The organism is Streptococcus sp. sy004 (assembly GCF_007859205.1).
Taxonomy (GTDB): Bacteria; Bacillota; Bacilli; order Lactobacillales; family Streptococcaceae; genus Streptococcus.
The window spans coordinates 407,265-428,621 of sequence record NZ_VOHP01000001.1 but is presented as its reverse complement, the minus strand read 5'-3'; the positions used below and the strand labels follow the sequence as shown (position 1 = coordinate 428,621).

Sequence of the window (21,357 nt, the reverse complement as noted above, 5' to 3'; positions counted from 1 at the left end):
GTATTTTTTATGTCAATTATAGCTAATTTTTTTGTTGTCTTAGTAGCCTTAGAATGTTTTTACATCATGTATTTAGAAACCGTGATAACCAGTTCTGCCAAAACTGCTAAAGTTTTTGGCATGTCACAGGAGGAATTGAAACAAAAATCACTCAATACCCTATTCAAAAACCAAGGTATCTATAACGGCTTATTAGGTGTTGGCCTACTATATGGTTTATTGTTTAACATTAGTTTTGTTCCAGCTATTTTAATTTACATTATTTTGGTTGCTAGCTACGGTGCTTTGACTAGCAGTCCTAAAATTATTTTAACTCAAGGTGGCCCAGCGATTTTAGCGCTTATTTTGGCTATTTTTGCTTAATTTTTAACCATTAAAAGCCTATGTATGAATAGGCTTTTTTGTTTCTTAAAATGGTCAAGTGATTCATTTGAATATAAAAAAACAGTCCTATGGACTGTTTTTTAGTTTGCTAATTTTGTAGCAAGACGTGCTTTGTCACGACTTGCTTTGTTTTTATGAATCAAGCCTTTTGACTCAGCTTTATCAATAACTGAACTTGCAGTACGGTAAAGTTCTTCAGTTGGGTTAGCTTCGAATGCTTTGATTGCAGTACGCATAGCTGATTTTTGTGCTGAGTTTTTAGCGTTTTGTTTTACGTTAAGTTCAGCACGTTTGATAGCTGATTTGATATTTGCCAATGTTTTCACCTCCATTTATACTAACCATCTTATTATAGCTGAAAATAATGTACTTGACAAGCAGAAATTATCATTTTCTATAAAATTATCACTGAGAATATTATTTTTTGAGAAAAATTTGTTCAATTTCATGATTATTTGATTTGTATAAAATCAGTTCAGCACGTTGTTTGGTTGGTTCGATAAATTCTTTAAGATTGATGAGATTGATCGATTGCCAAACATTTTTTGAAAAAGCTAAGGCTTCTTGACGAGGCATCTGTGTAAATTGATAATAATAGTTAGTTGGTTTGGTTACTGCTAGATCTAATAATGTTTCAAAACGTTCTAAGTACCAACGTTCAATAGCTTGACGATCAGCGTCGATATAAATTGAAAAATCAAAATAATCACTAATGTATAGATTTTGATTTTCTTGAGTTTGTAAAACATTGATACCTTCGATGATTAAAATATCAGGCACATCAATTTCTTCTTGATGATTGGGGATAATATCATAAATATCATGTGAATAAATAGGGATTGTTGTTTTTTGGTTATTTTTTATCTCATTAAGGAAATGAATTAAACGCTTCATATCATAGGATTCAGGGAATCCTTTACGCTGGAGTAAATGTTTCTTTTTTAAAATAGCGTTCGGATAGAGAAAACCATCAGTAGTTACCATGGTGACTGTACTTTTGGGAAAGGTTCGTTTTAATAGAAGGGTTAATAGACGACTCGTTGTTGATTTGCCAACGGCAACACTACCAGAAATACCGATGATAAAAGGTTTATTGGGAGTATGCTGTTGTAAAAAAATATTTTTCGAAAAATGAAGATCATCAAAATTTTTCTTATAAATTTGAATTAAACTCACCAAAGGAAGGTAGATATCTTTAACATCTGCAATACTAATTTTATCATTAAGACTTTTGATACGTTCTAATTCATCAGTTGTTAGGGGAATATGGTCAGTAGGGGATAGTAATTGTCGCCAACTCTGACGTGAAATTGTAAAAAAATTACTTAAATCCATAGTGTAAGAGAATTCCTTAAATAAAAATCGTATATTTGGTTTGTCTAGGCTTACAAACACTAATATTATAGCATAAATAAAAAGAAAACGCTTGATTGCCGAATGTTATCTCTTTGTAAGCGTCATTAAACTAACGAAAAAATGATTTAAAGCTTGTCAAAATCTTAAGATTATGTTAAGATAATTCTGTAAGAAAAATACAAGAGTGTATTGATAAATATGACAAATATGTATTATACAGAAAATCCAAATAGTCAACACGACATTCAAAAACTAGAAGTTGACTTATTAGGACAAAAATTTCATTTTTTAACAGACTCGGGTGTTTTTTCCAAGCGTATGGTTGATTATGGAAGTCAAGTGCTTCTATCTACTTTAACTTTTTCGCCAGGAGAAAGTGTCTTGGATGTAGGATGTGGTTACGGACCGTTAGGGATTAGTTTGGCTAAAGCTTATCAAGTGAAGTCAACAATGGTGGATATTAATTTACGAGCTCTAGATTTAGCAAGGCAAAATGCTCAGTTAAACCAAGTTCAGCCTAATATTTTTCAATCAAATCTTTATACGGAGGTAACCGGTAACTTTGATCATATCATCAGTAACCCTCCTATTCGGGCAGGAAAAGTAGTCGTCCATACTATTTTATCAGAGGCGATTCATTATCTGAACAAGGGCGGAGATTTAACCATTGTAATTCAAAAGAAACAAGGTGCTCCTAGTGCTAAGCAGAAAATGGAAGAAGTTTTTGGTAATTGTGACATTATTAAAAAAGATAAGGGCTATTATATACTTAGAAGTGTGAAATGATGAGAGCAGTAGATTTAATTCAAAAAAAACGTGATGGCAAAGAATTGAGTACGGAAGAAATCAACTGGTTGATTTCAAATTATGCTCAGGGACAAGTGCCAGATTATCAAATGTCAGCAATGGCAATGGCAATTTATTTCCAAGGGATGTCAGTTAATGAAATCCGTGATTTGACAATGAGCATGGTCAAAACAGGACAAGAAATTGATTTATCTTCTATTGAAGGGATTAAGACGGATAAGCATTCGACAGGTGGTGTCGGTGATAAGGTGACCTTGATTTTAGCTCCTCTGGTTGCCAGCTTTGGTGTTCCAGTTGCTAAGATGAGTGGTCGTGGTTTAGGTCATACAGGAGGAACCCTAGACAAATTAGAGTCGATTAAAGGTTATCAAATTGACCGTACTCAAGAAGAGTTTATTCAACAAGTGAAAGATATCGGTGTTTCTGTTATCGGTCAATCTGACCAATTAGTTAAGGCAGATAAATTACTTTACGCTTTGCGTGATGTGACAGCAACAGTTGATATTATCCCACTGATTGCTAGTTCAGTCATGAGTAAAAAGATTGCTGCAGGAGCAGATAGCATTTTGCTAGATGTGACAGTTGGTGATGGTGCCTTCATGAAAAATCTTGATGATGCTGAAACCTTATCTCGAACAATGGTCGCCCTAGGTAATGAAGTCGGTCGCAAGACAGTTGCAGTAGTAACTAACATGAGTCAGCCTTTGGGGCGTGCTGTAGGTAATCGCTTAGAAGTGTTAGAGGCACTAGAGATTATGCAAGACAAGGGTCGTGAAGATGTGACAGAGTTTATCTGTGAATTGGCTCAAGTTATGTTAGAATTGGCTGGACGTCATGAAGAATTGGCAACGATTAAAGAACATCTAGTCAATGGTCAAGCTTTGAAGAAATTCGAAGAAATGGTGGCTTATCAAGGTGGAGATTTGGAAGACTTGTATCGTCCATCGCAAGCTCAATACATTACTGAAGTCAAAGCTGAAAAAGATGGCTACATCACTGCTTTGCCAGCCTTGGAATTTGGCTTGATTGCTATGCGTTTGGGGGCAGGTAGAGCTGTCAAAACAGATGCTTTAGATTATGAAACAGGTTTGGTTTTCGATAAGAAAGTTGGCGAGTTTGTTTCAAAAGGTGATGTCGTTCTTAAGGTATATTCTAACCAAGAATTAGATCAAGCTGTCTTGGCTGATTGTCAAGCTAATATCACCATTGGTGACGTTCAAGAAAAACCAAAAGAAATTTTGAAAATTATTTCTTAGGAAAGAGGCAAAAGTAACTATGCAACTTAATAAATATATTGATCACACATTACTTAAACAAGATAGTACGGGTGAACAGATTGATCAACTGTTAGAGGAAGCCAAGGAGTACGATTTTGCCAGTGTTTGTGTTAATCCAACTTGGATTTCTCATTGTGCTAAAGCCTTAGAAGGTACAGACGTTAAAGTTTGTACAGTGGTTGGTTTTCCTTTAGGTGCAACTTTACCAAGTGTTAAAGCCTTTGAGACGTCTGAAAGCATTAAAGCTGGTGCTGATGAAATTGATATGGTTATCAACATCGGTGCTTTGAAGTCTGGCGATTTAGACTTGGTAGAGGCAGATATTCGTGCAGTAGTTGAAGCTAGTCAAGATAAATTGGTTAAGGTTATCATTGAAACTTGCCTCTTGACCGATGAAGAAAAAGTATTAGCTTGTCAATTATCTGTTAAGGCTGGTGCTGACTTTGTTAAAACATCGACTGGTTTTTCAACAAATGGGGCAACAGTAGCAGATATTAAGTTAATGCGTGAAACAGTTGGTCCAGAAATTGGGGTAAAAGCTGCGGGTGGTGCTCGTTCATTTGCAGATGCTCAAGCTTTTGTTGAAGCAGGAGCAACACGCATTGGAACCTCATCAGGTGTTGCGATTATCAAAGGAGAACAAGTTGATGGTGGATACTAAATTAGCAGAATTAGCTCAGAAAGCTAGTGGAAAAGCGTATGTTCCTTATTCTAAATTTCCAGTTGGTGCAGCTGTTAAAACAATTGATGGAGAAGTTTTTTTAGGTTGTAACGTAGAAAATGTAAGCTATGGTTTGACAAATTGTGGTGAACGCACAGCAATCTTCAAGGCAGTTTCAGAAGGCTATACTAACTTGTCAGAGATTGCAATTTATGGAGAAACAAAAGAACCAATCTCACCTTGTGGTGCTTGTCGTCAAGTTATGGTTGAATTTTTCGAACCAGATAGTAAGGTTATCTTAGTCGCTAAAAATGGTAAGACGGTCGAGATGATGGTCAAGGATTTAATTCCATATTCTTTCACAGATTTTAATTGATCTGTTTATTGAGTTAACTACTGTAACGTTAAGTTACAAAAAAATATTTAGGAGGGTTCATTCAAATGAACAAGAAACTTATTGGTGTTGGTTTAACGTCAGTAGCTGTACTAGGATTGGCTGCTTGTTCAAATCGTAAGGCAGCGTCATCTAGTGAAGCAGCAACGGATTTGAAAGTTGCAATGGTTACGGATACTGGTGGAGTTGACGACAAATCATTTAACCAGTCAGCTTGGGAAGGTTTGCAAGCTTGGGGTAAAGAGAATGGTCTATCAAAAGATAATGGCTATACTTACTTCCAATCATCAGGTGAATCAGAATTTACAACTAACTTGAGTAGTGCAGTAGATAGTGGTTATCAGTTAGTTTTCGGTGTAGGATTTGCTCTCTATGATGCAGTAGATAAAGTTGCTGGTGATAATCCAGATACTAACTTTGCGATCATTGACTCTGTTATTGAAGGTAAAGATAACGTAGCGAGTGTTGTTTTTGCAGATAATGAAGCAGCATATTTGGCAGGGGTTGCAGCAGCTAAAGCAACGAAAACTAAACAAGTTGGCTTCATCGGTGGTATGGAAGGTGAAGTTATCACTCGTTTCGAAAAAGGTTTTGAAGCGGGTGTGAAATCTGTAGATTCATCTATTAAAATTTCAGTAGAATATGCTGGTTCATTTGGTGATGCGGCTAAAGGTAAAACAATCGCAGCTGCTCAATATGCAGCTGGTGCAGATGTTATCTATCAAGCAGCAGGAGGAACTGGTGCAGGCGTATTTAGTGAAGCTAAATCAATCAACGAAACTAAAAACGAAGATGAAAAAGTTTGGGTTATTGGCGTTGACCGAGATCAATCTGAAGAAGGTAAATACACTTCTAAAGATGGTAAGGAATCAAACTTTGTTCTAGCATCATCTATTAAAGAAGTTGGTAATGCTTTACAATCAATCACAAACGAGACAAAAGATGGTAAATTCCCAGGTGGTAAAACAACTGTTTATGGTCTTAAAGATGGTGGTGTGAATATTGCTACAACTAATCTTGATGATGAGGCTAAAAAAGCAGTGGAAGATGCTAAAGCTAAAATTATTTCTGGTGAAATCACTGTTCCAGAAAAATAATGATGCATAAAGCGACCATTGTCGGTCGCTTTTTAAGAGACTGAGGTATTTATACCTCAGTAAAGCTTAGCAATTTTGCTAAGTTTTACTGACTGATAGATATTATGTTGAAAGGAAGATTCCTATGACTGAAAATGTCATTGAAATGAGAGAAATCACAAAAAAATTTGGTGATTTTGTAGCTAATGATCACATTAACCTAACGGTTAAAAAAGGTGAGATTCATGCTCTTCTTGGTGAAAATGGAGCAGGAAAATCAACTTTGATGAATATGCTAGCAGGTTTGCTTGAACCAACGAGTGGAGAAATTGCGATTAAAGGTGAAGTAGTTAAGATTGATTCGCCCTCTAAATCTAACAGCTTAGGAATTGGAATGGTTCACCAACATTTTATGTTGGTGGAAGCCTTTACAGTTGCTGAAAATATTATTCTTGGTAACGAAACCGTTAAAAATGGCGTTTTAGATTTGAAGAAAGCGACTAAGGAAATCAAGGAACTTTCTGAAAAATATGGTTTAGCCGTAGATCCTTCTGCTAAGGTAGAGGACATTACAGTAGGTGCTCAACAACGTGTTGAAATTTTGAAAACTCTTTATCGTGGTGCAGATTTGTTGATTTTTGATGAGCCAACAGCCGTTTTGACCCCATCTGAAATTCAAGAATTGATGGTAATCATGCGTAATTTGGTCAAAGAAGGTAAATCTATTATCCTAATCACACATAAATTAGACGAGATTAGAGCAGTTGCTAATCGTGTTACTGTAATTCGTCGTGGTAAGAGTATTCAAACGGTTAATGTTGCTGGAGCAACTGCTGAAGATTTGGCTGAAATGATGGTTGGGCGTTCTGTTTCTTTCAAAACGGCTAAAAAAGCTGCTGAACCAAAAGACGTTGTGTTATCAATTAAAGATTTAGTTGTCAATGAAAATAGGGGAATTCCAGCAGTTAAAAATCTATCATTAGATGTGAGAGCTGGCGAAATCATTGGTATTGCTGGAATTGATGGCAATGGTCAAAGTGAATTGATTCAAGCAATCACAGGATTACGCAAGGCGAAATCAGGAAGCATTAAAATAAAAGGACAAGAAATAACAAAAATGACAGCTCGTCAAATTACAGAGCTGAGTGTTGGTCATGTTCCTGAGGATCGTCATCGTGATGGTTTGGTACTTCCTATGACTTTGGCTGAAAATATCGCACTTCAAACTTATTATAAAGAACCTTTAAGTAAAAAAGGTATCTTAGATTATAAGAAAATCAATGATTATGCTAAGAAACTGATGGCAGAATTTGATGTTCGTGGAGCTAATGAACTAGTACCTGCCAAAGGTTTTTCAGGTGGTAATCAGCAAAAGGCTATTATTGCTCGTGAAGTTGATCGTAACCCAGACTTACTAATTGTTAGTCAACCAACTCGTGGCTTGGATGTGGGAGCGATTGAGTACATTCGTAAACGTTTGATTGCTGAACGTGATAAAGGCAAGGCGGTTCTTGTTGTGAGTTTTGAATTAGATGAAATTTTAGATGTTTCAGATCGTATTGCTGTAATCCATGACGGCCATATTAAAGGCATTGTAAAACCAGAAGAAACTAATAAACAAGAGTTAGGTATCTTGATGGCAGGCGGTGCTATTGACAAGGAGGTTAGTCATGTCTAAGAAAAATCAACAAATTATTGTTCCTTTAATTTCAGTTCTACTAGGCCTGTTGCTAGGTGCAGTAGTCATGCTTATTTTTGGATATGACCCACTCTGGGGTTATGAAGGTCTTTTCCAAGTGGCTTTTGGTAGCTTGAAAAATATTGGAGAAATTTTCCGTGCGATGGGACCACTTATTTTAATCGGTCTAGGTTTCTCTGTAGCCAGTCGTGCTGGATTCTTTAATGTCGGTTTGCCAGGACAGGCTTTAGCAGGTTGGATTGCTGCAGGTTGGTTTGCTTTGGAAAATCCTGATATGTCTCGTCCATTGTTAATCCTAATTACTGTAGTAATTGCGATGTTGGCAGGAGGTCTGTCAGGAGCTATTCCAGGTGTTCTTCGTGCTTATTTAGGAACTAGTGAAGTTATCGTAACCATCATGATGAATTACATCATTCTTTACGGTGGTAATGCCATTATTCAAAATGCTTTTTCTAAAGATTTAATGCGTAGTGTTGACTCTAGTATTCAAGTTAGTAGTAATGCTTCTTATCAAACAGAATGGCTATCAGCAATGACTAGTAATTCTCGAATGAATATTGGTATTTTCTTTGCCTTGATTGCAATTGCTGTTATTTGGTTCTTACTGAACAAAACAATTTTAGGTTTTGAAATTCGTTCAGTTGGTCTAAATTCACATGCCAGTGAATATGCAGGTATGTCAGCTAAAAAAACCATTATCTTATCTATGGTTATCTCAGGTGCCTTAGCAGGTCTGGGTGGGGTTGTTGAAGGGCTAGGAACGTTTGAAAATGTCTTTGTTCAAAATAGCTCACTTGCTATTGGTTTTGAAGGGATGGCTGTTAGTTTGTTAGCAGCGAATTCTCCAATTGGTATTTTCTTTGCTGCCTTGCTTTTTGCCATTTTGAGTGTTGGTAAGACAGGGATGACTGTGGCTGGTATTCCACCAGAATTGGTAAGTATTGTAACAGCTTCAATTATCTTCTTCGTTGCATCACATTATTTAATTGAACGATTTATGGCTTCACGAAAAGCTGGAAAAGGAGGAAAATAGGATGCCATCATTAAGTTTAGTAACAATTTTATCGCTCTTAGTATCCTCTATGTTAATCTATGCTGCGCCTTTAATTTTTACTAGTATTGGCGGGGTTTTCTCAGAACGTTCTGGAACGGTTAATGTCGGTCTTGAAGGGATCATGGTTGTTGGAGCCTTTTCTGGAATTGTTTTCAATTTAGAATTTGCTGATAGTTTTGGAAAAATGACTCCTTGGGTAGCTATGTTGGTAGCAGGTTTAGTTGGGTTAGTTTTTTCTCTTATTCATGCCTTAGCGACTATCAATTTTAGAGCCGACCATACCGTAAGTGGTACAGTACTCAATCTTTTAGCACCTGCTCTAGCGATTTTCTTAACTAAGGCTCTTTATTCTAAAGGGCAAACAGATAATATCCAACAATCTTTTGGAAAATTTACTTTCCCAGTTTTGTCAGATATTCCTGTTTTAGGTGAAATTTTCTTTACAAATACGAGTATCTTAGGTTATTTAGCGATTGCTTTCTCATTTGCTGCATGGTATGTTCTATATAAAACACGTTTTGGTTTACGTTTGCGTTCAGTTGGTGAGCACCCACAAGCAGCAGACACTTTGGGAATCAATGTTTACAAAATGCGTTATTTTGGTATTATGATTTCAGGTTTCCTTGGTGGTGTTGGTGGAGCACTTTATGCGCAATCAATTTCAGTAAACTTTGCCATTACAACAATCTTAGGTCCAGGTTTCATCTCCTTAGCGGCGATGATTTTCGGTAAGTGGAATCCAGTAGGTGCTATGTTGGCTAGTCTATTCTTTGGTTTATCACAAAGTTTAGCGGTTATTGGTAGTCAATTACCACTCTTGTCAAAAATTCCAACAGTTTATCTTCAGATTGCACCTTATCTCTTGACTATTGTGGTTTTAGCAGCTTTCTTTGGACAATCTGTCGCACCTAAAGCTGATGGAGTGAACTACATTAAATCAAAATAAAAAATCGGCATAACCGATTTTTTATTTTTTAAATAAATAACGTAAAATCTAGTCAAATTAGTGGAAAGCGTTTTTAAAAAATGGTATAATAAAAGAGTAAGAAAAAAATGAAAGTAGAGATTTTAAAATGAGTAAAATTGTTGTTGTTGGTGCAAACCACGCAGGTACAGCTTGTATTAAAACAATGTTGTCAAATTATGGTAGTGAAAACGAAATTGTTGTTTTTGACCAAAACTCTAACATTTCTTTCCTAGGTTGCGGAATGGCGCTTTGGATTGGTGAACAAATTGCTGGACCAGAAGGTTTGTTCTATTCTGATAAAGAACAATTGGAAAGTATGGGAGCTAAAGTTTACATGAACTCTCCTGTTGAGTCTATTGACTATGACAAAAAAGAAGTTCATGCAGTTCTAGAAGATGGAACAAAACATGTTGAAACTTACGACAAATTGATCTTTGCGACAGGTTCACAACCAATTCTTCCTCCAATCAAAGGTGCTGAAATCAAAGAAGGTTCTCGTGAATTTGAAGCTACACTTAAGAACTTGCAATTTGTTAAATTGTATCAAAATTCAGCAGACGTTATTGAAAAACTAAAAGATGCTGATATTAAACGTGTTGCTGTTGTTGGTGCAGGTTATATTGGTGTTGAGTTAGCAGAAGCTTTCCAACGTAAAGGCAAAGAAGTCATCTTGATTGACGTTGTTGATACATGTCTTGCAGGTTACTATGACAAAGATTTGACTGATATGATGGCTAAGAATCTTGAAGATAATGGCATCCAACTGGCTTTCGGTCAAACGGTTAAAGAAATCGCTGGTGATGGTAAAGTTGAAAAAATCATTACTGATAAAGCTGAGTACGATGTTGACATGGTTGTTTTGGCTGTTGGCTTCCGTCCTAATACAGCTCTTGCTGGTGATAAAGTTGAATTGTTCCGTAATGGTGCATTCCTTGTTAACAAGAAACAAGAAACAAGTGTTAAAGATGTCTATGCAATTGGTGATTGTGCAACAATCTATGACAATGCAACTAAAGACACTAGCTATATCGCTCTTGCGTCAAATGCTGTTCGTACAGGTATCGTAGCAGCACATAACGCTTGTGGTACAGACCTTGAAGGAATTGGTGTACAAGGGTCAAATGGTATTTCAATCTATGGCTTGCACATGGTATCAACTGGTTTGACACTTGAAAAAGCAAATCGTCTTGGTTTTGATGCTGAGGTCACTGAGTTTACTGATAATCAAAAACCAGAGTTTATGGAACATGGTAACTTCCCAGTAACACTAAAAATCGTTTACGATAAAGAATCACGTCGTATCCTTGGTGCTCAAATGGTAGCTCGTGAAGATATGTCTATGGGTATTCATATGTTCTCACTTGCTATCCAAGAAGGTGTAACGATCGAGAAATTGGCACTAACAGATATTTTCTTCTTGCCACATTTCAATAAGCCATACAACTACATCACAATGGCTGCTCTTAATGCAAAATAATTTAATCAATCTCAGCCAAAGAGCTGAGATTTTTTCTGGTTTAATGACTAATAAAAAACATCCTTAATTATTAAGGATGTTTTTTATTAAATTAGTTTTTACTAGCAGATGCAAATTCTTCTTTCGCAAATGCTTCATCAATAATATCTTTTAATTGTTTAGCAGAAGCTTGCATTTTTTGAAGTTCAGAATCGTTTAATGGAATATTGACTGGGTGAACAACACCGTGTGCACCTACAATAGCTGGTTGACCGATATAAACATCTTCAACACCTTCGTATTGTCCATCTTGATAAACTGAAATTGGAAGAACAGCTGATTCATCGTCAAGAATGGCTTTTGTAATACGAGCAAGAGCCACGGCAATACCATAGTAAGTTGCTCCTTTTTTGTTGATGATTGAATAAGCGGCATCACGCACAGAAATAAAGAGATCAATCAAACCTTGCTCATCAACGTCTTGGTTATCTTTTAACCATTGTTCTAGTTTAACACCGGCAACGTTAGCATGTGACCAAACTGCAAATTCTGAATCACCATGTTCTCCCATGATATAAGCATGGACTGAACGTGCGTCAACACCGATTTTTTCAGCCAAGGCCTGACGGAAACGAGCAGAATCAAGTGAAGTTCCTGAACCGAGAACACGTTCTTTCGGGAAACCTGAGAACTTCCAAGTCGAGTAAGTTAAGATGTCAACTGGGTTAGCTGCAACAAGGAAAATTCCATTGAAACCTGACTCAACAATTGCATTAACAACTTCTTTGTTGATGCGAAGGTTTTTTTCTACCAAATCTAAACGAGTTTCACCTGGTTTTTGTGGAGCACCTGCTGTCAAAACAACTAAATCAGCGTCATGACAGTCAGAATAATCAGCAGCATAAATCTTTTTAGGTGATGTGAAAGCAAGCGCATGGCTCAAATCTTCAGCGTCACCTTGAGTTTTTTCTTTGAAAATATCAATAATTCCAAGTTCTTGTGCAATACCTTGAGTAACCAAGGTGAAGGCATAAGATGAACCAACGGCACCATCGCCGACAAGGATAACTTTTTTGTGTTGTTTAGTTGTCATATTCTAAACATCTCCCTTTATATTTTATTGGATTTCTCCATACGAACCTTATTCTATCACTTTTTGTGAAAAATGTCATTAAGAAAATGAAAAATCCTCGATGAGAACGCTTACAGACCGAGGGTTTTAGCTTTTTATGGTATAATAAGAAGGTGAGTTTCGTGAGAAAAGAGGCAGAAAATGCAAGATAAAAATTTAGTAAATGTCAATTTAACAAGTGAAATGAAAACAAGTTTTATTGACTATGCCATGAGTGTAATTGTGGCTCGTGCCTTGCCTGATGTTCGTGATGGCCTTAAGCCCGTTCATCGTCGAATTCTATATGGGATGAATGAACTAGGGGTGACACCAGATAAGCCTCATAAGAAATCGGCTCGTATTACAGGTGATGTCATGGGTAAATACCATCCTCATGGTGATTCGTCTATTTATGAAGCCATGGTTCGTATGGCTCAGTGGTGGAATTACCGACATATGCTGGTTGATGGTCATGGAAATTTTGGTTCAATGGATGGTGATCGTCCAGCGGCTCAGCGTTATACTGAGGCAAGAATGAGCAAAATTGCTTTAGAAATGCTGCGTGACATTACCAAAAATACGGTTGACTTTGCAGATAACTATGATGGTAGCGAGCGAGAACCCTTAGTTTTACCTGCTCGTTTCCCTAATCTTTTGGTTAATGGGGCAACAGGAATTGCAGTTGGTATGGCAACCAATATCCCACCACACAACTTAGGAGAAACGATCGAAGCGGTCAAAATGGTGTTGGATAAGCCAGAGTCAACAACCCGGGATTTGATGACGGTTTTACCTGGTCCTGATTTTCCGACTGGCGCTTTGGTTATGGGTAAGTCAGGCATTCATAAGGCTTATGAAACAGGTAAGGGGTCTATTGTTTTACGAGCTAAGACAGAGATTGAAGAGATGTCCAATGGTCGTGAACGGATTGTCGTGACAGAGTTTCCTTACATAGTCAACAAGGATAAAGTTCATGAGCATATTGTTCGCTTAGCTCAAGAAAAACGTATTGAGGGAATTACGGCAGTTCGTGACGAATCTAATCGTGAAGGTGTTCGTTTAGTGATTGAAGTCCGACGTGATGCGTCAGCGAGTGTTATCTTAAATAACCTTTTCAAGTTAACCAGCCTGCAAACAAACTTTGGTTTCAATATGCTGGCCATTGAACATGGTATTCCTAAAATTCTTTCCTTGCGTCAAATTTTAGATAATTATATTGCCCATCAAAAAGAGGTTATTACACGTCGAACACAATTTGATAAGACCAAGGCAGAGCAACGAGCACATATTTTAGAAGGTTTGTTGATTGCTTTAGATCATTTGGATGAAGTGATTACAATTATCCGAAATAGTGAAACTGACGCCCTAGCTCAAGCTCAGTTAATTAAGCGATTTAATTTATCGGAACGTCAAAGTCAAGCCATTTTAGACATGCGTTTGCGTCGTTTGACTGGCTTGGAACGAGATAAAATTCAATCAGAATATCAGGATTTATTAGCCTTAATTGCTGATTTAGCTGATATTTTAGCTAAGCCAGAACGTGTTATTGCCATTATCAAAGAAGAACTTGAAGAAATCAAACGTAAGTATGCCGATGAACGTCGTACAGAATTGATGGTGGGTGAAGTTCTATCAATTGAGGATGAGGACTTAATTGAAGAAACAGATGTTTTGATTACCTTGTCTAATAAGGGCTATATCAAGCGTTTACCACAAGATGAGTTCCGTAGTCAGAAACGTGGGGGACGTGGTGTTCAAGGAACAGGAGTGAATGATGATGATTTTGTTCGTGATTTAATCTCAACCAGTACCCATGACGTTATGCTCTTTTTCACAAATAAAGGACGTGTCTACCGTCTGAAAGGCTATGAAATCCCTGAATATGGTCGCACTGCCAAGGGGCTTCCAGTGGTTAATCTGCTCAAACTAGAGGAGAATGAAACCATCCAAACGATTATGAATTTGAAGAGTGATGATTTTGCGAATAAGTTTCTTTTCTTCACGACCAAACAAGGTCTTGTGAAACGCTCAAGCTTATCAGCTTTTAGTAATATTCGTCAAAATGGTTTGATTGCCTTGAATTTGAAAGAGAACGATGAACTGATTAACGTTTTGTTGACAGAAGGCCAAGATAATGTTATTATTGGGACTAAATTTGGTTATTCTGTCCGTTTTGATGAAACAAAAGTAAGAAGTATGGGACGTGGTGCTGCTGGGGTCAAGGGTCTTAGTCTGAGAGAAGATGATTGTGTTGTCGGTGCCGCTCGTATTAACGACAGCCAAGAAGTGTTGATTATTACAGAAAATGGTTTTGGTAAACGAACATCAGCTAGTGAATATCCAACTAAAGGCCGTGGCGGTAAAGGAATTAAAACTGTTAACATTACCGAACGCAATGGTCATTTGGCAGGTCTTGTCACGATTACAGGGAATGAAGATGTTATGGTCATGACAACGACTGGTGTGATAATCAGAACCAATGTTCAAAATATCTCTCAAACAGGTCGTTCAACGCAAGGCGTCAAGGTTATGCGGTTGGATCAAACAGCCAAAATTGTCACTTTTACCTTGGTTGAGGCAGAAGAAACCGTAGAAATAAGTGAAGAATAGAGGAAAATATGGCAAAGAAATCAAGAAAAATTAGTAAATGGCTGCGTCCATTACTATTGAGCCTGATGCTAATTGTTGGATTGGCTCTGGTCTTTAACAAATCCATCCGTAATAGCTTAATCGCAGTCAATACCAATAAATATCAAGTTTCTAAGGTAACTAAGGAAAAAATTGAAGAAAATAAACAATCAGAAGGTAACTTTGATTTTTCAACAGTAAAATCTATTAGTACCGAATCTGTACTGGCTGCTCAAATGGAGGCTCAAGAATTACCAGTTATTGGTGGTATTTCTATCCCAGAATTGAATATTAACTTGCCAATTTTTAAGGGCTTAGACAATACTGCTCTGACTTATGGAGCTGGTACCATGAAAGAAGAGCAGGTTATGGGCGCAGAAAATAACTATGCCTTGGCTAGTCATAATGTCTTTGGATTGACAGGGGCTTCTGAGATGCTCTTTTCACCACTTGAGCGTGCAAAATTAGGCATGAAAATCTATCTAACGGACAAGGATAAGATTTATACTTATGTGATTTCAGATATTACAGAAGTGACACCAGAGCATGTTGAAGTTATTGATGATACACCAGGTGTTAAAAATTTAACCTTGGTTACTTGCTCAAATCCTGAAGCAACTGGACGGATCATTGTTCATGCCACTTATGAAGGAGAAGTTGATTTTAGTCAAGCTTCTCAAGATGTTCAGGATTCCTTTACAAAATCTTACAATCAGATTAGTTTGTAAAATCAATAAAAGACTGGATAAATCCAGTCTTTTATTTTGACTTATGATATAATAAAGAAAAGTTGGAGAATAAGAATGAAATTAGATGTAATTCATCATGTGGCGATCATTGTTTCTGACTATGACAAGTCACGAGATTTTTATGTGAATAAGTTGGGATTTGAGATTATTCGAGAAAATCATCGTCCTCATAAGCAAGACTATAAACTTGATTTGAAATGTGGGATGATTGAGTTGGAAATTTTTGGTAATAAGCTATCAGATCCCTCTTATCAATCTCCACCAAAGAGATTAGGCTATCCAGAAGCTGCGGGGTTAAGGCATCTTTGCTTTAAGGTGGTAGATGTCGAGCAAACCAAGAGAGAGCTGGAAGCCATGGGCATTTTTGTTGAACCAGTTCGCTATGATGATTATACTAATGAAAAATTAACCTTTTTCTTTGATCCAGATGGCTTACCTCTAGAATTACATGAGTGATTATTAAGAAAAAGATAAGTTTATTGTGTTATTGTAGTGTTATTTAGAAAGATTAAGGAGAATAATGATGAAATGGCATAAAATTTTGATGGCTAGTGCAGTGATTTTTACAACTAGCATGGCAACCAGTAATGTTCAAGCAAATAGTCAAGTCCAAACGGTTATTGATGAAACTTATGTGCAACCTGACTATGTCTTGGGGTATTCTTTAACTGAAGAACAAAAGGCGACAACGCTGAATTTGTTGGGTTACAATAGTCAAGACCAGCAACTTAAAACCATGACAACCAGTGCTTTTGCTCAAATCATGAATGTTGCTGATGATCCAAGTTTGCAGTTGTATTCTTCGGTGAAAATTCAAAAATTAGGTTCATCAGGCACACTGAAAGTCAATATCGTGACACCAGAAAATATTACCAAGGTAACAGAAAACATGTATCGTAATGCAGCTGTTACTTTGGGGATTGAAAAGGCAGAAATTACAGTGGCTTCTCCTATAGCCGTAACGGGAGAAAGTGCTTTAGCGGGTATTTATTATTCTTTGGAGCAAAATGGTGCTGAAATTGCGACAGAAAATAAAGAACTGGCTCAAGAAGAATTGAGTACTTTGGCTAATATTGCTGCTGAAAATCAAGATAAAGAGAATTTCGATGCTGATAAATTAAATGTGGCTTTGACAGATATTAAGCAGGCTGTTGCAGATGGTGGTTCTAGTTTAACCAAACAAGATATTGAAGAGATTGTTAACAATACTTTAACTAATTATGGCTTGAATACAAGTATGACCAGTAGTCAAATTACTTTAATTGTCAATTTTGCACTTAATCTATCAAAAAGTGGCGTGATTACAGATGCAGCTTTCAAATCAACCTTATCATCTTTGAAAGATAGTATTGTGGCTGAGGCAGGCTCGCTGTTTGACCAGGTGAATTTGAATTTTGATGCCAATGCTAGTATTGAAGAAAGTAAAAATTTCTTGGCTAATATTTGGCAACAAATCATTGCCTTTTTCAGAAACTTAATCAACTAATAAAAAAGTTCTAGACGCTTGGTCTAGAACTTTTTTGATAAGATTTTAGGCGATTTGAAAGATACAGTTGATTGTCTTTATCAATGATAATGCCTTCTAACTGTAGGTGTTGATTGATAAGATTCAGTGCCGTAGCAATAGGTAAACCAAATAAACGCGTACTCCAAATATCTGCTTCAAATGATTGAGGACTAATAATGGTTAGGCTTGCCATGTCACTGTCAATGGGAAAACCTGTCTGCCTATCTAAGAGATGGTGATATAGTTTTCCCTCAACCTGAAATTGTCTTTCATAAATACCAGATGTGACGATAGATAGATTTTTTATAGGTAGGGTCAATAAATGTTGACCACGATCTGCCTTGGGGTCTTGTATGCCAATGAACCAAAATCCACTAGGGTGATTGGGATTAGGTCCGTGAGCCAAAACATTACCACCCAAATTAAGCATGGCAGAAGTGACTTGTTCTTTTTTTAAAAATGCCATCAATTGATCAGCAATGTATCCCTTGGCAATAGCTCCTAAATCTAAAGACATATTAGGACGGTTCAAAGAGATAGTTGAGGTGTTTGAATCAAGCAATATATCACTGGCTTGGCTATTAAGTAGTGCTTTTTTAATACTGTCATGAGTTGGGAGATGGGCATCTGAAAAACCAATCCGCCAAGCATTGACCAAGGGACCGATGGCGATATTTAACTGGCTCTGGGGTGCCAGACTGTGTTGCTTTCCAATAGTAATCAAGTCAAACAAGTCAGGAGCGATAGTAAGTGGGCTCTGATAGGCTTTATTATGAATTGTTGTTAGCTCAGAATGCTTATCATAAGGACTAAACCGTTGGGCATAGTAATGTAATTGTCGGCAAGTTTCTTTCAGTAATTCATCACTATATTTATCAGTAATCATTAAGTCAATTTGTGTTCCCATAAGAGATAAACGAGTTTTAGCGAGTGTCATACATTTTAGTGTATCATAAAATGAATTTCTGTGATAAGCATTTTTTTATTTTATCCTTGCTGACTTATCCCAAAAAGCAGAAAATATGATAAAATAAAAGGAACTATGTTTTAGAATAGGAATGAAAATGGCACAGCTATATTACAAATATGGAACCATGAATTCAGGTAAGACCATTGAGATTTTGAAGGTGGCTCATAATTATGAAGAACAAGGCAAACCTGTTGTTATTATGACGAGTAGTTTGGATACACGAGATGATTTTGGAATTGTTTCCAGTCGGATTGGTATGCGTCGTGAGGCCCTGCCGATTGCTGATGATACTGATATTTATAGTTATATTGAAAATTTAGCAATCAAGCCTTATTGTGTCTTGATTGATGAGGCTCAATTTTTAGGCAAACATCATGTTTATCAACTAGCTCGTGTGGTAGATGAGTTAGGTGTACCAGTTATGGCTTTTGGTTTGAAAAATGATTTTCAAAACCGTTTATTTGAAGGGTCAGAACAGTTGTTATTGTTGTCAGACAAAATTGAAGAAATAAAAACCATTTGCCATTTTTGCAGTAAAAAAGCGACGATGGTCTTACGTACTGAAGATGGCAAACCAGTCTATGTTGGTAATCAAATTCAAATTGGCGGTAATGAAAGTTACACATCTGTTTGCCGCAAACATTATTTTAATCCAGAACCATTAACTATTTAAATTACAAAGGAGAAACGGATGAATATTTATGATCAATTACAAGCAGTAGAAGACCGTTATGAAGAGTTGGGAGAGTTGCTTAGTGATCCTCAAGTGGTATCAGATACTAAGCGATTTATGGAATTATCTCGTGAAGAGGCTAACACTCGTGATACGGTAACGGCTTATCGTGAATATAAACAAGTGATTCAAAATATTGCTGATGCAGAAGAGATGATTAAAGATGCTGGTGGCGATGCAGAATTGGAAGAAATGGCCAAAGATGAATTGAAAACAGCAAAAGCAGAAAAAGAAGATTATGAAGAAAAGTTAAAAATCTTGCTACTGCCAAAAGATCCTAACGATGATAAAAACATCATCTTGGAAATTCGTGGGGCAGCAGGTGGTGATGAGGCGGCTCTTTTTGCTGGTGATCTCTTAGCCATGTATCAAAAGTATGCTGAAAGTCAAGGCTGGCGTTTTGAAGTCATGGAAGCATCAACAAATGGTGTCGGTGGCTTAAAAGAAGTTGTAGCTATGGTATCAGGGCAGTCTGTTTACTCAAAACTCAAATATGAATCAGGTGCCCATCGTGTTCAGCGAGTACCTGTAACAGAAAGTCAAGGACGTGTCCACACATCAACGGCGACAGTTTTAGTGATGCCAGAAGTAGAAGAAGTTGAATATGATATTGACCCTAAAGATCTTCGCGTGGATATTTACCATGCTTCTGGTGCAGGTGGTCAGAACGTCAACAAGGTAGCAACAGCAGTACGTATTGTCCATTTGCCAACTAATATCAAGGTTGAAATGCAGGAAGAGCGAACGCAGCAAAAAAATCGTGAAAAGGCGATGAAGATTATCCGAGCTCGTGTTGCAGATCATTTCGCTCAGATTGCTCAAGACGAACAAGATGCCGAGCGTAAGTCAACTATTGGTACAGGTGATCGCTCAGAACGTATTCGAACTTATAACTTCCCACAAAACCGTGTGACAGACCATCGTATTGGTTTGACGTTACAAAAATTAGATACCATATTGGGTGGTAAGATGGATGAAGTAGTAGATGCCTTGGTTCTTTATGATCAAACTCAAAAATTGGAAAAATTAGCTAACTAATGAATTATGCAAGCTTACTAAATCATTATGGTGATCAGTTAGAGCTGGTTGGTGAAGAAAGAGAAGCTCTGAATTTTGTTTTTAGAGAAATGAAAGCTTGGTCTTACACTGAGTTTGTTCTTAAATTGTCCCAAGAAGTTGAACTTGAAGATGCTTCTATCATAAAAGAAATTTTTGAACAACTTTATAGGCACTACCCAGCTCAATATATTTTAGGAAAAAGTCAGTTTTATGGGCTAGACTTGATGGTGGATGAACGTGTTTTGATTCCACGGCCAGAAACAGAAGAATTGGTGGATTTAATTTTGGCTGAGAATTCTGCTGCTATTTTAGACGTTTTAGATGTTGGAACAGGCAGTGGCGCTATTGCTTTGAGTTTAGCTAAGACTAGAGCTGATTGGCAGGTGACTGCTAGTGATATTTCACAAGACGCTCTTGATCTGGCACAAACGAATGCTCAAAAAAATAACTTAGAACTTACTTTTGTTCGGTCTGATTTACTGACAAATATTGAAGGTAAGTTTGATATTATTGTTTCTAATCCCCCTTATATTGCCTATGAAGATAAGGAAGAAGTTGGGCTAAATGTGCTGACTTCTGAACCGCATTTGGCACTTTTTGCTGATGAGAAAGGACTAGCCTTGTATCGTCGTCTGGCTGAGATCAGTGCTTCTTACCTTAAACCAAAAGGTAAAATTTATCTAGAAATTGGTTACAAACAAGGACAGGCAGTGAAAGACTTGTTTACCAAATATTTTCCCAATCATAGAATTAGAGTCTTAACGGATCAATTTGGTCAAGATAGAATGGTGGTGGTTGATCATGAGTTTATTACTAGAACAACTGGTGACTAAGTTAAAACGAGGTGACGCTCTTGTTTTACCAACAGAGACAGTCTATGGTCTTTTTGCCAATGCCATGAATGAAACAGCAGTCAATCATGTGTACCGTTTAAAAAAACGACCAAGAGATAAGGCCTTAAACCTTAATGTTAGTAGCTTAGAGGACATTTTAGCTTATTCTAAAAACCAACCTGCTTACCTAAAAAAACTCTATCAGGCTTTTTTACCTGGTCCATTGACGCTCATTTTACTTAGTAACGATGCGGTGCCAACATGGATTAACTCAGGACTAGATACGGTTGGTTTTCGACTACCTAGTCACCCAATCACACGAGAAATCATTCAACAAGTGGGACAACCTTTGATTGGGCCATCTGCGAATTTGTCTGGTCAAGTCAGTGGTCGGGTATTTGAACAAATTATTAAGGATTTTTCTAATCAAGTGACTGGTATAGCTGATGATGCTGCAATTTTGGGAGTGGATTCGACAATTTTAGACTTGTCTAGGCCACAGGCTCGTATTTTAAGACAGGGCAGTATTACCAAGCAGCAACTGCTTGAGAAAGTACCAGAACTTGTTTTTGAAGAAGATAGTTTATAAGGTTATGTCATCAATCTAATTTGTGATTACAAGAGTGAACAGCTAAA

22 protein-coding genes are annotated in these 21,357 nt (G+C 37.0%); 18 read left to right on the top strand and 4 right to left on the bottom strand.

From position 1 onward, the window contains the following. Positions 1-9: 9 nt before the first annotated feature. Positions 10-363 (top strand): DUF1304 domain-containing protein, encoded by a 354-nt coding sequence (locus FRX54_RS02210; RefSeq protein ID WP_146460547.1) that lies wholly within the window; start codon positions 10-12, stop codon positions 361-363. 101 nt (positions 364-464) lie between these two features. Here FRX54_RS02210 and rpsT read toward each other — a convergent pair whose 3' ends face one another. Together rpsT and coaA are read right to left on the bottom strand one after the other, a co-directional pair. After that, positions 465-716: a 30S ribosomal protein S20 gene (gene rpsT / locus FRX54_RS02205; protein WP_146460545.1), complete on the bottom strand. Its 252-nt coding sequence runs from the start codon at positions 714-716 to the stop codon at positions 465-467. A gap of 85 nt (positions 717-801) precedes the next feature. Then, positions 802-1,719, bottom strand: a complete 918-nt coding sequence (coaA, locus tag FRX54_RS02200; protein WP_146460543.1) for a type I pantothenate kinase — start codon at positions 1,717-1,719, stop codon at positions 802-804. Between the two features lie 228 nt (positions 1,720-1,947). Between coaA and FRX54_RS02195 the strand changes: the two genes are divergently transcribed. From FRX54_RS02195 to nox, 9 genes are all read left to right on the top strand, one after another. Beyond that, positions 1,948-2,526 (top strand): class I SAM-dependent methyltransferase, encoded by a 579-nt coding sequence (locus tag FRX54_RS02195; protein ID WP_186652427.1) that lies wholly within the window; start codon positions 1,948-1,950, stop codon positions 2,524-2,526. Continuing rightward, positions 2,526-3,803, top strand: coding sequence for a pyrimidine-nucleoside phosphorylase (locus FRX54_RS02190; protein WP_146460773.1), 1,278 nt, complete (start codon positions 2,526-2,528; stop codon positions 3,801-3,803). The genes FRX54_RS02195 and FRX54_RS02190 overlap by 1 nt, the downstream gene beginning before the upstream one ends. Positions 3,804-3,822: 19 nt before the next feature. Continuing rightward, complete coding sequence (deoC, locus tag FRX54_RS02185; protein ID WP_146460539.1) at positions 3,823-4,485, top strand: deoxyribose-phosphate aldolase; 663 nt, start codon at positions 3,823-3,825, stop codon at positions 4,483-4,485. Then, complete coding sequence (locus FRX54_RS02180; RefSeq protein WP_146460537.1) at positions 4,391-4,861, top strand: cytidine deaminase; 471 nt, start codon at positions 4,391-4,393, stop codon at positions 4,859-4,861. The genes deoC and FRX54_RS02180 overlap by 95 nt, the downstream gene beginning before the upstream one ends. A gap of 65 nt (positions 4,862-4,926) precedes the next feature. Then, positions 4,927-5,976, top strand: a complete 1,050-nt coding sequence (locus tag FRX54_RS02175; protein WP_146460535.1) for a BMP family protein — start codon at positions 4,927-4,929, stop codon at positions 5,974-5,976. Positions 5,977-6,100: 124 nt separating this feature from the next. Beyond that, positions 6,101-7,633, top strand: coding sequence for an ABC transporter ATP-binding protein (locus FRX54_RS02170; protein ID WP_146460533.1), 1,533 nt, complete (start codon positions 6,101-6,103; stop codon positions 7,631-7,633). Further along, positions 7,626-8,687, top strand: a complete 1,062-nt coding sequence (locus FRX54_RS02165; protein ID WP_146460531.1) for an ABC transporter permease — start codon at positions 7,626-7,628, stop codon at positions 8,685-8,687. Before FRX54_RS02170 ends, FRX54_RS02165 begins: the two co-directional genes overlap by 8 nt. Before the next feature lies 1 nt (position 8,688). Beyond that, a complete protein-coding gene (locus FRX54_RS02160) occupies positions 8,689-9,654 on the top strand; it encodes an ABC transporter permease (RefSeq protein ID WP_146460528.1) in 966 nt (321 codons plus the stop codon). Between the two features lie 127 nt (positions 9,655-9,781). Continuing rightward, the gene (gene nox / locus FRX54_RS02155) at positions 9,782-11,152 is read left to right on the top strand and encodes a H2O-forming NADH oxidase (protein WP_146460525.1); all 1,371 of its coding nucleotides are present in this window, start codon (positions 9,782-9,784) and stop codon (positions 11,150-11,152) included. Positions 11,153-11,243: 91 nt separating this feature from the next. Here the strand turns inward: nox and FRX54_RS02150 are convergent, their stop codons facing one another. After that, positions 11,244-12,224 (bottom strand): L-lactate dehydrogenase, encoded by a 981-nt coding sequence (locus FRX54_RS02150; RefSeq protein ID WP_146460522.1) that lies wholly within the window; start codon positions 12,222-12,224, stop codon positions 11,244-11,246. Between the two features lie 180 nt (positions 12,225-12,404). Here FRX54_RS02150 and gyrA point away from each other — a divergent pair, with 180 nt between their 5' ends. The 4 genes from gyrA (at position 12,405) to FRX54_RS02130 (ending at position 17,105) form a co-directional block, all read left to right on the top strand. Continuing rightward, positions 12,405-14,852: a DNA gyrase subunit A gene (gene gyrA / locus FRX54_RS02145; protein ID WP_146460519.1), complete on the top strand. Its 2,448-nt coding sequence runs from the start codon at positions 12,405-12,407 to the stop codon at positions 14,850-14,852. Positions 14,853-14,860: 8 nt separating this feature from the next. Beyond that, positions 14,861-15,598 (top strand): class A sortase, encoded by a 738-nt coding sequence (locus FRX54_RS02140; RefSeq protein WP_146460516.1) that lies wholly within the window; start codon positions 14,861-14,863, stop codon positions 15,596-15,598. A 75-nt stretch (positions 15,599-15,673) separates the two neighbouring features. Further along, on the top strand, positions 15,674-16,075 hold the full coding sequence (locus tag FRX54_RS02135) for a VOC family protein (RefSeq protein WP_146460513.1): 402 nt from the start codon (positions 15,674-15,676) through the stop codon (positions 16,073-16,075). Between the two features lie 67 nt (positions 16,076-16,142). Next, entirely contained in the window at positions 16,143-17,105 is a 963-nt protein-coding gene (locus tag FRX54_RS02130; protein WP_146460510.1) for a DUF1002 domain-containing protein, read from the top strand. Positions 17,106-17,115: 10 nt separating this feature from the next. On the opposite strand, the gene FRX54_RS02125 is transcribed toward FRX54_RS02130, so the two are convergent. Continuing rightward, positions 17,116-18,063, bottom strand: a complete 948-nt coding sequence (locus FRX54_RS02125) for an FAD:protein FMN transferase (RefSeq protein ID WP_146460508.1) — start codon at positions 18,061-18,063, stop codon at positions 17,116-17,118. A gap of 127 nt (positions 18,064-18,190) precedes the next feature. On the opposite strand from FRX54_RS02125, the gene FRX54_RS02120 reads away from it, so the two are divergent. Genes FRX54_RS02120 through FRX54_RS02105 form a run of 4 tightly spaced genes read left to right on the top strand, consistent with a single transcriptional unit; the run spans position 18,191 to position 21,310 of the window. After that, positions 18,191-18,769 carry a thymidine kinase gene (locus FRX54_RS02120; RefSeq protein WP_146460505.1) on the top strand — a complete coding sequence of 193 codons (579 nt, stop codon included), beginning with the start codon at positions 18,191-18,193 and terminating at the stop codon, positions 18,767-18,769. Positions 18,770-18,787: 18 nt separating this feature from the next. Beyond that, complete coding sequence (prfA, locus tag FRX54_RS02115; protein ID WP_146460502.1) at positions 18,788-19,867, top strand: peptide chain release factor 1; 1,080 nt, start codon at positions 18,788-18,790, stop codon at positions 19,865-19,867. Continuing rightward, positions 19,867-20,721 (top strand): peptide chain release factor N(5)-glutamine methyltransferase, encoded by an 855-nt coding sequence (gene prmC / locus FRX54_RS02110; RefSeq protein WP_146460500.1) that lies wholly within the window; start codon positions 19,867-19,869, stop codon positions 20,719-20,721. Before prfA ends, prmC begins: the two co-directional genes overlap by 1 nt. Continuing rightward, on the top strand, positions 20,690-21,310 hold the full coding sequence (locus tag FRX54_RS02105) for an L-threonylcarbamoyladenylate synthase (RefSeq protein ID WP_146460498.1): 621 nt from the start codon (positions 20,690-20,692) through the stop codon (positions 21,308-21,310). Before prmC ends, FRX54_RS02105 begins: the two co-directional genes overlap by 32 nt. The last annotated feature ends 47 nt before the right edge of the window (positions 21,311-21,357 follow it).